We start from the raw sequence: 12,523 nt of genomic DNA, 5'->3' as shown, positions 1-12,523 counted from the left end.
AACTTTAGCATACGCTATACATGAAGAATTTGCTCACCGATAATCCTGCTGCTATCAAAGCACTTATGTCAGAGACATTGTTTTCTGCCGGGCAGTCCTTTGCGGATAGTCAGAAGGATGAATTTGTGGAAGCAACGTCTATACAGACTCCTCTGTCTGCAGAAGTGAAAACGGATGTGACGGAGGAGTTTATTTATCAGGGAAATAAAGATAGAGGGATCGTCTTTATTTTACGCTATCAGGAGTATCCGTATTTCTCGGCAGGCGCTCAGGAAGCATTTGTCAAAACCATTGGTGCACTCCAGCTTACCCCGTCTGATGTGGCAGTTGTCAATCTGGCAAATCCACACAATCCAAATGATTTCAAACGCATTATGCAGTTTTTCACTCCTACAAAAATTATTCTGCTGGGCGTTGAACCTACCTCTCTTGTTTTACCGCATATACCGCATAACTCTTATATGAAAGGTCGTGTCGCCACGGTATTCAATACTTATAGTTTTGAGGAAATGTTTGTAGATATAGAGAAGAAAAAGGCATTCTGGATAGAATTCAAGACTTTTATAGCTTCTTAGTCAGCTTCAATAATCTTTTTGTATTGAGAATACGTTTTCCAGCTAAAGTATTTTAGCCGGACGCGTCTTTTCTTAATTTTTATTTTTTAATTTGTACATATGATCGAATTAATTTTTGCAACAAATAATGCACATAAACTGGATGAAGTCCGCGCCATAGTAGGGGATGCTTTTATGATAAAAAGTCTGGATGATATCAACTGTCAGGATGATATTCCCGAAACCGGAGATACCTTTGAAGAAAATGCAAAGCAGAAGACAGATTATCTTGTAAATAAATATGGCTTATATTGTTTCGGAGATGACTCAGGATTAGAAATCGAAGCAATCAATAATGAACCGGGTGTATATTCAGCCCGTTACTCGGGATCAAGAGATATGGAACGTAATATTGATCTGGTCCTTGAAAAATTAGCAGACAGTGAAAACCGTAAAGCCAGATTCCGCACAGTTATATCCTTATTTCTGAATGAACAACAGCATTTCTTTGAAGGTGCTATCACAGGAACGATTATTTCTGAGAGGAGAGGAGCCGAAGGATTCGGATATGATCCTATTTTTATTCCGGACGGATATGACAAGACTTTTGCAGAAATGAGTGCAGATGAAAAAAATGGAATCAGTCATCGTTCTATAGCTGTCAAGGCACTGACAGGTTTTCTAAAATCCCTATGATCAATATAAAACGGATCGTTTTTAAGAATAAAAATTTTAAGATCGCCTATTATTTTAAAGCGCTTTTAAGAGAGATTCCTAATTCATTCTGGTATAGATCCCGCTTGAAGTCCAAACTTCAGTCAGCATATAAATTCGACAGTAAAGTATTGGAAGAGCGGGTGAATTATTACAATAAACTTCAGGAGAATACTTCCCTGGCTTCTTCGGCTATTCCAATAGCTGATTTTAAAATTCCTGAAAAAATCCGGGTATATTACTTTGATACCAAAGAGTATGTACGCTATTTTGATTCTAAACTCAGGCTGCAGATGATTCCAGGTGATGTGGTGGATATTCCCGAATATCCCGCAATAGTGAAAAGCAGACCCATCGCAGGAGATAATAGACATGCTGTCTTACTTAATCTGGATAAGATCCGGCACTTCAACTTTATCCGGGATGATATTCCGTTCAGAAATAAAAAGAATATACTGATCGGAAGATTTGCGGCATACCAACAACACCGCAAACGCTTCTTTGAATTGTACTTTGGTCATCAGCTGTGTGATCTGGGGAGCGTCGTGATGGATAATGATCATCCGGAATGGTACAGTAAACCTATTTCTATTCAACAGCACCTGGATTATAAGTTTATTCTGTCTCTCGAAGGGAACGATGTCGCTACAAATCTCAAATGGATCATGTCTTCCAATTCAGTTGCGGTAATGCCTTTGCCGAAATATGAAACATGGTTTATGGAAGGCAAACTGATTCCGGATTTCCATTACATACAGATTAAAGATGATTATTCAGATCTGGAAGAAAAGCTGCATTATTATATTGATCATCCTCATGAAGCCGAAAAAATTATTGATAATGCACATCAGTACATTCAACAGTTTAATAACAGGAAATTAGAAGATCTTATCGCATTGCGGGTTCTCGAAAAGTATTTCACAAAGACCAATCAAGGACTTTAGTTCTTTGCTCAAAATCTTTGTCCGTATAGCCAGAAGTAGCTTTGTCGCAGGCCTAATCGTGAGTGAAATTAATTTGTTTCCATGACGGGTTCAGACTCCTCTTTGACCGGATTTTTAGATTCCTGATTTACTTTTTTGGGTTCAGTTTTTTGATCTGCAGGTTTTTTCACTTCCGTTTTAATTCCTTCTTTCGGATCTTTCTTTTCTGTCACAGGATCCTTAGGAGCAGACTTGCTGCCGGCAGAAGAACCCGCTGCGGGAGTGTTTATATCTTTTGGAATTTCACGTTTTCTGTTGAGCAGATCTTCCTTAGACACCGGGCGGTCTTCCGGCCTCCATATAAATCCGGGCAATACTTCATTCTCATTGGTCACCATACTCAACGGATATACTTTGCCATCCACTTTGCGGATCGAGACGTAATCCTTGATCTTACGGTTTTCCATCAGAATCTTGATCCGGCTGCTGCGGTCATGAAACATTTCGGTGATTACTTTTTTCTCTTCATTGACCACGAAAATCATGTTTTCCGCATTCCCGTCAACAAATAAACGATCCAGATTATTGCCTGCAAAGAAGCCTGTAATCTTTCTCCCTTTGAGCTGATTGAATTTGATGGTATCCAGTACGGCATTAACCATGAATGCACTGTTCACTAACAGCATATTGTCCAGACGTTGCTCTTTGATCTGTAAGTACAGCGTATCTGCCGAGATTTGCGATCCTTCGGCCCATATCATAGGGCGTCCCATAAACCTGAACATGGAGTCGGCCATGCCGTAATATACAGAATCAGCGACTGCCTGCAGGTCAGATTTGAACATACGGACATTATAGTGTGCTTTGATAATCCGGGTACGTGCCGTATCCAGATAAGCACTGTCTTTTGGAGTCGTCGTGACAGAGTCAGGCGATTTGGCAACTAATAAAGCTTTGTTGATCAGACTGTCACTCTCATTGCCTTTAGGCAATACCGTTCGGTGTCTGAGTACACTGTCTGCTGCCAGGGTCTTGCCAATTTGTATTTTATTCGGATCTCCTTTTTCCTGTTGTACGACAGCAGGTTTTTTAGGTGGAGTTGTGTTGTTTTTGCTGATAGTCTTGCTTGTCTCTTTGACTTGCTTTATGACAGTTTTGGCTGAGTCAGATTTTAATCCTTCTATATGCACACTATCTGTTTGAGTCGAATCTGACAGACCACTTATATTGCCTGAGATGGACAGGCTATCCGTATTTTCATTGCCGTCATCATCACCGTAGTCTTCATCCGCTATCTCCTCTATGAGCCCGCCGTTCCGGTCGAGCTTGAAATCGAGTGCTTTATAGTCTTTCAGAAAGATTACCTTCGAATATAAGGTGTCAGCTGTCATATAAGCTGAATCTACCTGCGGTTCAGGTTTGACCGTAGCAGATACCGAGTCTTTGGAAACGGGTGTAATCGGGCTGATCTCCTTAAAGGATTCCTCTTCTTTGGATTTCTTTTTTTCTACAGATTTTTCCTTACCGGACTTTTTACCCTTTTCCTCCTTTTCGGCAGGCTTGGCAGAAGTAGAGTCGCTGGTGCTGGTTGAGTCTTTTTTGATCACCATCGTAACCAATGGTTTATCCGTCATGGTGATAGATTCATCCGATTGTTTATACAATCCGTATCCGCCATTGGCATAGAATTTATCAACTGTATCTACAAAAACTACATTTCGGTACGCTTTACCTTCTCCTGTAGCTCTGTCGTAATACAAACTGTCACCTTTCAGAAATTTAGAACCTTCTGTATACAGGTTGTTTTTAGAGAAGCGGGCTACACCGGTAGCCGTATTGTAATTTCCTTTTTCCGTGTATAGATTCTCCCCTTTGTTTCCTTTTATATTGGTCGGACCGAAGAAATAAGTAACCCGTTGAACGGAGTTATAACGCATGGTATCGGTATAAATCTTGACGTCAGGGGTTCTGACGACTACCTTATTTCTGAAATACGCATCCTGCGTATTCTCAAAGTAATAGGCATTTTTAGAGGTAATGGTATCTCCTTTGCTGACAATTCGCCCACCACCGGTGTAGGTGCCGACTTTGCTGCGCATATTGTACGTCAGATAGTTTGTAGTCAGTACAGAAGATTTGTCAACCATACGCACATTCCGTGTCAGTGTGGCAACCTGAGGAGCAGCGTCATAATGAAGTTTGTCTGAATAGATGATTGTACCGCTGGGCTGTGTAATGACGACATTGTCAAAGGCTTCAAAAAACTGTCTTCCGATCCCGTCTTCATACATGTATCCGCTGTCAGCAGACAAGGTACTTCCCTTATGTTCAAAAACAGGTCTGTAATAAATAGTCCGATCCGGATTTTTGACCAGGCGCATACTGGATGATGAGACGAGCTTGAGCTGATCTCCCGTAGGCTGTGGCTGTTGAGCGGATGCAAACAGACAGAAAATATATGTTAAGGCAAAAAGGAATAATCGTTTCACAGGAGCAAAAATATGCAAATAAAGTGCAAATAATTGTTAAAGCAAAAATTTTCATTAAAACCAATCCCGTTTATTATAACTTCCGGAATTTCAGAGTACAATAAGATTTTATCATAAGAATAAAATTGTCTATTTTTCAGATTGTAAGATAAATTAAACCTTTGTCAACTTAAACATATTATGAAAGGATTGCATTTAATTGTCACTGGTCTTCTGGTCATAATCAAAACCTAATGGGCAGATCGATACTAAAACTATCAATTTGAGCAGAAGTTTTGATATTCAGGTTCTTAAAAAATTATTAAAGGAATAGAGCACTTACCATAAAAAAATAATTTTTCCGTATAAATAGACTGTATATAAAATCCTTACTTCATTTAAAGGACTACAGCAACTGCAAAAATCTGAGAGCTTTCTTTGTAGTTATCAAAAAAGACACACTTTCGGAAAAAATAAGCCTTAACTTTGGGTACATGAATGTGCTGGAAAGATTTCATAGATATGTAAGTCAAAACAGGCTTTTTGGTCCTGATGATAAAATTGTACTGGCTGTAAGCGGAGGGAAAGACTCTATGCTGATGGCCAGACTTTTTCTGGATTCGAACTATCCTGTGATTATAGCGCATTGTAATTTTTCCCTGAGAGGAGAGGAGTCTGATCTTGATCAGCAGCTTGTCGAAGCCTTTGGCGAAGAGTATGGCATTCCTGTTTTTGTCAAAAGATTTGATACAGAAGCATACGCAGAAGAAAACAGGATTTCTATACAAATGGCAGCCCGGGAGCTGCGTTATCAGTGGTTTGAGGAATTGCGCATTGCTCAGGGCTGTGCATACATCTCGGTTGCGCAACACCGTAATGATCACATCGAAACAGTTTTGCTCAACATGATCAGGGGGACAGGTCTTGCGGGTCTGCAGGGTATACAACCGAAGCGTGAACGTATCATCCGGCCCTTGTTGTTTCTCCGTGCGGCAGAAGTAGCGGAGGCAGTTCGTGTTTTACAGGTACCCTACAGAGATGATCAATCTAATTTTTCTATTAAATATGCCAGAAATAAGATCAGATTGAATATCGTTCCATTAATGGAAGAGATAAATCCGGAGTTTGTGCAGAGCTTTGCATCTAGTATAGACAAGTTTGCAGGAGCATACCAGCTTCTTCAGGATTTTGTACATCCTGTTCGTCAGTCTCTGTTTAAGGAGAGCAAAGCCAGCACAGAGGTACTTATTGAGAAGAAAAGTCTGGAACCACACCTCACGAATGCAGCCCTGTTGTATGAACTTTTTCAACCCTATCATTTTCAAAAAAATGTACTGGAAGATCTGGTGGCGACCTGGGAAAACGGAACTGGACGTATTTTTGAATCAGACAGCCATCGCTTATTAGTGGATCGTACACACCTCATCTTACATCCGACCGGACCGGAGGTAGAAGCCAGGGTATGCATTGAGGAATCAGATGAACAGGCCGAATGGAAGGGTTTTCATTTTAATATTGAAAAATCTTCTTCAGCGGACATTGTAAAAGAGAAGCATATTGCCAAAATTGATTGGGATAAATTGCAGTTTCCCTTACAGATCAGAAGCTGGCAGGAAGGTGATATTTTTTATCCGTTGGGGATGGAGGGTAAGAAGAAAGTGAGTGATTATTTCATTCAGCAAAAAATAAATTCCTTTGCCAAGGCACGAATTCCTATCTTGGTAGACGGAACGGGGGAAATTATCTGGATTGTCAATTACAGGTTAGACAATCGGTTTAAGATAACAAACAATACAAAAAAAGTATTTACTTTAGTCTGTGAATAATTATATGGAAGAACCAAACTTATTTGTAGAACAACAGTATCTGGGTAGAGATAAGACCTGGATCAGTGTCAGACTGATCTTAGCGTTGTTCTGTTTTATTGCTTACTATCTCAATCTGGATCATTTGGCTTCACGTCAATTGTTTTTTATTGTAGGTGTGGCTGTGATCCTGGTATCTATACTAATGATGTATATGTTACATTACCGAACGGTTGTAAGGGAGAACTGCGTGAGTATCAGCGGACTCTGGACAACACGTCTGGTCAAGATAGATATGAACAGCATCGCAAAAGTAGAGAAGAAAAAATACAGCACCTTTATCTTTAATAATCCGGTGTATAACCTGCATAAAAACGGTAAAATCCGCTTTTATTCCGGCGGTAATGATGCTATCTGGCTGACAGATAAGGATGGTCTGGTGTATGTAATAGGTACGCACAAACAGGAAGAATTCTATAAAGCTGTAGAATACGCACGGAAGCTCAGAAAAGATTAAAATTTTGTTAAGTGATTTTTCTCTGACAAAAATACAAGGTATCTCTTCTATTATTTATTAAATTTGAGAAAAAGCAACGAATTAGTATGGCTCCATTATTGAAATTTTTATTGATAGCTTTCGCTGTTTATTTCATAGTAAGGTTTCTTTTCAGATTAATTTTACCATTCGCTATGCGTAAAGCAGCGGAGCGTATTATGAAAAAAGCTCAGCAATCACAATATACCACAGGTAACGGTCCGTTTGGATATCAACAGTATGAACAGCAGACGCGTGCCGATGAAGGAAGAGTGCGTGTAGAATATGCTCCTTCCAAAAAAGAAGAAAAGCGCAGACCCGGAACAGCTACAGCAGGAGAGTTTGTAGACTTCGAAGAGATAAAATAAGCACTTTTCCTTTCTAAAAAGGTTATCTTTGCGGTCTATGTGGTTAAAACAATTGTCTGTTTTAAATTTTAAAAATTATACGGAATCCGCTTTAGAATTTTTGCCGGAAGTAAATGCTTTCGCCGGAGAGAACGGTGCCGGTAAAACCAATCTTTTAGACGCTATACATTACCTTTCTCTGTGTAAGAGTTATTTTAATCCAATCGATTCCCAGCATATCAAGCAGGGAATGGACTGGTTTATGGTACAGGGATCATTTGAAAATGATACCCGCATCGATGTAATCTCCTGCAGTCTCAAAAAGAATCAGAAAAAACAGTTTAAGAAAAATAAAAAGGACTATCCGCGACTTGCCGATCATATCGGCCAATTTCCGCTTGTCATGATCTCTCCGAATGACAGTATGATCATTACAGACGGAAGTGAAGAACGTCGCAAGTTTATGGATAATGTGATCTCGCAAACTGATCATCACTATCTGGACAAACTCATCACGTATAATAAGGTCATGCTTCAGCGTAATGTTATGCTCAAACAAGCACGGGAAAGCGGACAACTTGATTTGGGTTTACTGGAAGTATTAAACCTGCAGCTTGTGGAGGTCGGCGCACAGATCTTTGAGAAGCGTCAGCAATTTATGAAAGACTTTCTTCCTGAATTTGAAAAGCATTATCATTTTCTGACAGAAAGTGCCGAACAAGTATCTCTGGTCTACGAATCTCCGTTGATGACTGTTGATTTTCAGGACTTGCTCGATAGAAATCTGGAACGTGACCGGGCATTGGAAAGAACCTCTCAGGGTATACATAAAGACGATCTTCTGTTTACCATACATGAAGGTATGCCATTAAAGAAATTCGGTTCTCAGGGGCAGCAAAAATCATTTCTCATCGCATTAAAATTAGCCCAGTATAGTTTTCTTCAGTCAAGAAAAGGCTTCAAGCCTTTGTTGCTGCTGGATGATATCTTTGATAAACTGGATGAAAGACGTACCCGTAAACTGATGCAGATGGTTTCGGAAGACGATTTTGGCCAGATCTTCCTCACGGATACAGATTCGGAACGTGTGCAAAGAATTTTTGAGGAAATCGCACAACCAATCCGTATCTTTGATATCAAAGGAGGCACCATACAAGATGTATAAGAAGAAGGTAGACGAAATTCATTCCAACGATGATATTGGTATCAAACAGGCTATTGAAAAATGGGTGGATACCTATCGTCTGCGTCGTAAATTTGACGAATCTTCTATTGTCAATGCCTGGCCCGAAATTATTGGTAAAGCAATTGCCAACCGTACCCAGAAGATCTATATCAAAGACCGGAAGATGTATGTTAAGGTGGAATCTGCCGTGATCAAAAACGAATTGGCCCTCATGCGCAGACAGATTATAGGTCGCCTCAATGAATATGTAGGGCAGGTTGTTATTGAAGAATTGATTATTCTTTAAAAGAGTAGCGGTCTCTGTCTGAGAAACAAGACCAATACAATCCTTTTGAATACGTACAATTATAAATACTGTTCAAGATCCCCCTTGCCTTCGCGGACAATCTCAAAATCTCCATTGGTAAGATCTACTACTGTGGAAGCTACATTATCACCATAACCTCCATCTATTACTAAATCTACCATGTTTTCGTACTTTTCATGGATAAGTTCCGGATCAGTTGAATATTCCAGAATATCATCTTCATCACGAATCGAGGTCGTTACAATAGGATTTCCCAGTACTCTCACAATCTCCCTCACAATATGATTGTCAGGGACACGTATACCTACGGTCTTCTTTTTGGAAGAAAGCAGTTTAGGTACCTGACCACTAGCATTGAAGATAAAGGTAAACGGACCGGGTAGTGCTTTTTTCAATACCCGGAATACACTGGTGTCAAAGGGTTTGGTATATTGTGAAATATCTGTCAGATCGTAACAGATAAAAGATAAGTTGGCTTTATCCACTTTCAGTCCTCTGATCTCACATACGCGTTCAATAGCCTTATGATTGGTGATATCACAGCCAATACCATATACAGTATCCGTAGGGTAGATAATTACACCACCACGTTTTAATACATCAACTACTTGTTGTATTGCCTTTTCATTAGGATTGTTTTCGTAAATTCGGATAAGCATATTGAAGCCTGAAATTTAAAAGATAATTAAACGGTTCACATTGTATTCCATGTGAACAACGGATTCTTATAATATAAAAACCGTCAAAAGGCTTTAATGTTTTTGACGGTTTCTGATATGTTGTTATTTGAGATTAAAACTCAGCATTTTTTGGTGTTCTCGGGAATGGGATAACATCACGGATATTGGTCATTCCTGTTACGAATAGTACCAGACGCTCAAATCCGACACCGAAACCTGAGTGAGGAACTGATCCGAAACGGCGGGTATCCAAGAACCATTCCATTTCTTCGGCCGGTATTCCTACCTCAGCCATACGAGCCAGTAATTTGTCCAGATTTTCTTCCCGTTGTGATCCGCCAACCATTTCGCCTATACCCGGAAACAGGATATCCATCGCACGAACAGTGTTTCTGCCTAATGTATCCGGTTCGTTCTGTTTCATATAGAATGATTTGATCTCTCTCGGATAGTCTGTAAGGATCACCGGTTTCTTAAAATGTTTTTCCACAAGATAACGTTCGTGTTCTGACTGAAGATCTGCACCCCATTCGTCAATCAGATATTTAAACTGTTTTTTCTGATTTGGCTTGCTGCGCTTCAGGATCTCGATCGCATCTGTATATTTAACCCGCTCAAATTCATTCTCAAGACAGAATTTCAGTTTTTCAATAAGATCCATGTCCGAACGATCTGCAGCCGGTTTGTTTTTCTCTTCTTCCAGTAAACGGTTTTTCAGAAACTCTATCTCTTCCGGGCAGGTTTCCAACGCATACCGTATAACATATTTCAATAAGGCTTCAGCCAGATCCATATTGTCTTCCAGTTCATAGAAAGCCATTTCAGGTTCGATCATCCAGAATTCAGCCAGGTGACGTGTTGTATTGGAGTTTTCAGCACGGAATGTGGGGCCGAAAGTATAAATATTACCAAATGCTAAAGCTGCCAGTTCACCTTCTAATTGCCCGGATACGGTAAGGTTAGTGGATTTTCCGAAGAAGTCTTCTTTAAAATCTATTTCACCGTTTTCGGTACGAGGAGGATTATTCAGGTCTAAAGTAGTCACACGGAACATTTCTCCCGCACCTTCAGCGTCTGAACCGGTAATAATAGGAGTGTGCATATACACAAAGTCTCTTTCATTGAAGAAGCGGTGTACTGCAAATGACAATGCATTACGTACTTTGAAAATAGCATTGAATGTTCCGGTACGGAAGCGTAAATGAGCGATTTCACGCAAAAATTCTAAACTGTGTTTTTTGGGTTGTAAAGGAAATTTTTCAGGATCTGAATCTCCGATCACATCAAGTTCCGTTACTTTGACCTCTACCTTCTGACCTTTGCCCAGAGATTCAATCAGGGTTCCTTTGACACGTACAGCAGCACCTGTAGTGATTCTTTTTAATAACGCATCATCCGTATTTTCAAAATCAACTACTGCCTGGATATTATTGATTGAAGAACCATCATTGATCGCTATAAATTGATTGTTACGGAAGGTTCTTACCCATCCCTTTACAATGACCTCTTGCCCAAACTCAGTGGCATTCAATAATTCTTTAATACGTGTGTGTTTCATTTTGTTGTTAGATATTAATTGGAGTTATTTTTCAAAATAAACTCTTGCTGCTTTAAATTTTACAGATCACAAAAATAGCTTATAATTTGTTAAAATCCTTGATTTATTTATAAATACGGGAAGTGTTCTTATCAAAAAAGCCTCTGATTTAAGTCAGAGGCTTTTGATATAGTGGTAAAAAGGAATTAACCTTTTAATACTTTAGTTACTAAATCTGCAGCTTCTTTTAATAAGATTGCGGAGTATACTTTAAGTCCTGACTCATCAATCAGTTTTTTAGCTTCTTCTGCATTTGTTCCCTGAAGACGAACGATGATAGGAACCGGAATATTTCCAATTTCCTGGTAAGCATCGATTACACCCTGAGCTACACGGTCACAACGAACGATACCACCGAAGATATTGATCAGGATTGCTTTTACATTCGGATCTTTCAGAATAATATTGAATCCGGCTTTAACTGTTTCAGCATTAGCAGTACCACCTACGTCAAGGAAGTTAGCAGGCTCACCACCGGCAATTTTAATGATATCCATTGTTGCCATGGCAAGACCGGCACCATTTACCATACAACCTACGTTACCGTCAAGTTTTACATAGTTCAGGTTAGACTCGCCAGCTTCTACTTCAGTAGGATCTTCTTCTGTAACATCACGCATTGCTGCATAATCAGGATGACGGTATAATGCATTCTCATCCAGGTTTACTTTAGCATCAACTGCCAAAATTTTATCGTCAGAAGTTTTTAATACCGGATTGATTTCAAACATAGAAGAATCTGTAGCATCGTAAGCTTTGTAAAGTGCAGCTACGAATTTTACCATTTCTTTGTGTGCAGAACCTGATAATCCTAAGTTGAATGCAATTTTACGTGCCTGGAATCCCTGAAGACCAACTTTAGGATCAATCTCTTCTTTGAAAATCAAGTGAGGAGTTTTTTCCGCTACTTCTTCGATATCCATACCACCTTCAGTAGAGTACATTACGATGTTGCGGCCTGTTGCACGATCCAACAATACCGACATATAGAATTCTTTGGTTTCGCTTGCTCCCGGATAGTAAACATCCTGTGCAATTAATACCTTGTTTACTTTTTTACCTTCAGGACCTGTTTGAGGAGTTACCAACTGCATACCGATAATATCAGTAGCTCTTTGTTTTACTTCATCCAGGTTTTTAGCCAATTTAACACCGCCACCTTTACCGCGACCACCTGCGTGAATCTGAGCTTTTACAACAACCCAGTCCGAGTTGTAGTCTTCTTTCATCTTTTTAGCGGCTTCCACAGCTTGCTCAGGAGTGTCAGCTACAATTCCTTCTTGTACAGTAACACCAAAACTTTTTAGTATTTGCTTTCCTTGATATTCGTGAATGTTCATTTTGACAATTTTAAGGTGTAAAAATATGGTTTTTAACTTTAAAGGTCAAGTGTCTACGGTCTTTTTA

General features: G+C 39.6%; 12 protein-coding genes. 8 read left to right on the top strand and 4 right to left on the bottom strand.

Annotated features, from left to right (window positions below; genetic code table 11):
• Positions 1-20: 20 nt before the first annotated feature.
• The 3 genes from I6J03_RS05255 to I6J03_RS05245 all read left to right on the top strand — a co-directional run bounded on the left by I6J03_RS05255 (position 21) and on the right by I6J03_RS05245 (position 2,212).
• Positions 21-575: a hypothetical protein gene (locus I6J03_RS05255; protein ID WP_003007947.1), complete on the top strand. Its 555-nt coding sequence runs from the start codon at positions 21-23 to the stop codon at positions 573-575.
• A gap of 99 nt (positions 576-674) precedes the next feature.
• Positions 675-1,250: a non-canonical purine NTP diphosphatase gene (locus tag I6J03_RS05250; protein WP_003007945.1), complete on the top strand. Its 576-nt coding sequence runs from the start codon at positions 675-677 to the stop codon at positions 1,248-1,250.
• Positions 1,247-2,212, top strand: a complete 966-nt coding sequence (locus I6J03_RS05245; RefSeq protein WP_003007943.1) for a glycosyl transferase family 90 — start codon at positions 1,247-1,249, stop codon at positions 2,210-2,212. Before I6J03_RS05250 ends, I6J03_RS05245 begins: the two co-directional genes overlap by 4 nt.
• Before the next feature lie 68 nt (positions 2,213-2,280).
• On the opposite strand, the gene I6J03_RS05240 is transcribed toward I6J03_RS05245, so the two are convergent.
• A complete protein-coding gene (locus tag I6J03_RS05240; RefSeq protein WP_039990190.1) occupies positions 2,281-4,680 on the bottom strand; it encodes an OstA-like protein in 2,400 nt (799 codons plus the stop codon).
• Between the two features lie 473 nt (positions 4,681-5,153).
• Here I6J03_RS05240 and tilS point away from each other — a divergent pair, with 473 nt between their 5' ends.
• The 5 genes from tilS (at position 5,154) to I6J03_RS05215 (ending at position 8,818) form a co-directional block, all read left to right on the top strand.
• Positions 5,154-6,485 carry a tRNA lysidine(34) synthetase TilS gene (tilS, locus tag I6J03_RS05235; RefSeq protein ID WP_003007934.1) on the top strand — a complete coding sequence of 444 codons (1,332 nt, stop codon included), beginning with the start codon at positions 5,154-5,156 and terminating at the stop codon, positions 6,483-6,485.
• On the top strand, positions 6,478-6,981 hold the full coding sequence (locus tag I6J03_RS05230) for a hypothetical protein (RefSeq protein ID WP_003007932.1): 504 nt from the start codon (positions 6,478-6,480) through the stop codon (positions 6,979-6,981). Before tilS ends, I6J03_RS05230 begins: the two co-directional genes overlap by 8 nt.
• Positions 6,982-7,067: 86 nt before the next feature.
• Complete coding sequence (locus tag I6J03_RS05225; RefSeq protein ID WP_002996851.1) at positions 7,068-7,367, top strand: DUF4834 family protein; 300 nt, start codon at positions 7,068-7,070, stop codon at positions 7,365-7,367.
• Positions 7,368-7,404: 37 nt separating this feature from the next.
• Positions 7,405-8,511: a DNA replication/repair protein RecF gene (recF, locus tag I6J03_RS05220; protein WP_003007930.1), complete on the top strand. Its 1,107-nt coding sequence runs from the start codon at positions 7,405-7,407 to the stop codon at positions 8,509-8,511.
• A complete protein-coding gene (locus I6J03_RS05215; RefSeq protein WP_002996847.1) occupies positions 8,504-8,818 on the top strand; it encodes a DUF721 domain-containing protein in 315 nt (104 codons plus the stop codon). The genes recF and I6J03_RS05215 overlap by 8 nt, the downstream gene beginning before the upstream one ends.
• 59 nt (positions 8,819-8,877) lie before the next feature.
• Here the strand turns inward: I6J03_RS05215 and I6J03_RS05210 are convergent, their stop codons facing one another.
• The 3 genes from I6J03_RS05210 to sucC form a co-directional block, all read right to left on the bottom strand.
• Entirely contained in the window at positions 8,878-9,498 is a 621-nt protein-coding gene (locus tag I6J03_RS05210; RefSeq protein WP_003007927.1) for an L-threonylcarbamoyladenylate synthase, read from the bottom strand.
• A 133-nt stretch (positions 9,499-9,631) separates the two neighbouring features.
• The gene (asnS, locus tag I6J03_RS05205) at positions 9,632-11,077 is read right to left on the bottom strand and encodes an asparagine--tRNA ligase (RefSeq protein WP_003007926.1); all 1,446 of its coding nucleotides are present in this window, start codon (positions 11,075-11,077) and stop codon (positions 9,632-9,634) included.
• A 185-nt stretch (positions 11,078-11,262) separates the two neighbouring features.
• The gene (gene sucC, locus I6J03_RS05200; RefSeq protein WP_003007924.1) at positions 11,263-12,456 is read right to left on the bottom strand and encodes an ADP-forming succinate--CoA ligase subunit beta; all 1,194 of its coding nucleotides are present in this window, start codon (positions 12,454-12,456) and stop codon (positions 11,263-11,265) included.
• Positions 12,457-12,523 lie beyond the last annotated feature (67 nt).

This window comes from Sphingobacterium spiritivorum, from assembly GCF_016724845.1.
Classification (GTDB): Bacteria; Bacteroidota; Bacteroidia; order Sphingobacteriales; family Sphingobacteriaceae; genus Sphingobacterium; species Sphingobacterium spiritivorum_A.
The sequence above is the reverse complement of the archived record's forward strand: the minus strand, read 5'-3'. Positions and strand labels throughout refer to the sequence as shown.

Coding starts and splice junctions, on each gene's coding strand:
- I6J03_RS05225 (WP_002996851.1), top strand. CDS start 7,068: ATGGCTCCATTATTGAAATTTTTATTGATAGCTTTCGCTGTTTATTTC.
- tilS (WP_003007934.1), top strand. CDS start 5,154: ATGAATGTGCTGGAAAGATTTCATAGATATGTAAGTCAAAACAGGCTT.
- I6J03_RS05210 (WP_003007927.1), bottom strand. CDS start 9,498: ATGCTTATCCGAATTTACGAAAACAATCCTAATGAAAAGGCAATACAA.
- I6J03_RS05250 (WP_003007945.1), top strand. CDS start 675: ATGATCGAATTAATTTTTGCAACAAATAATGCACATAAACTGGATGAA.
- I6J03_RS05215 (WP_002996847.1), top strand. CDS start 8,504: ATGTATAAGAAGAAGGTAGACGAAATTCATTCCAACGATGATATTGGT.
- asnS (WP_003007926.1), bottom strand. CDS start 11,077: ATGAAACACACACGTATTAAAGAATTATTGAATGCCACTGAGTTTGGG.
- sucC (WP_003007924.1), bottom strand. CDS start 12,456: ATGAACATTCACGAATATCAAGGAAAGCAAATACTAAAAAGTTTTGGT.
- I6J03_RS05245 (WP_003007943.1), top strand. CDS start 1,247: ATGATCAATATAAAACGGATCGTTTTTAAGAATAAAAATTTTAAGATC.
- recF (WP_003007930.1), top strand. CDS start 7,405: ATGTGGTTAAAACAATTGTCTGTTTTAAATTTTAAAAATTATACGGAA.
- I6J03_RS05255 (WP_003007947.1), top strand. CDS start 21: ATGAAGAATTTGCTCACCGATAATCCTGCTGCTATCAAAGCACTTATG.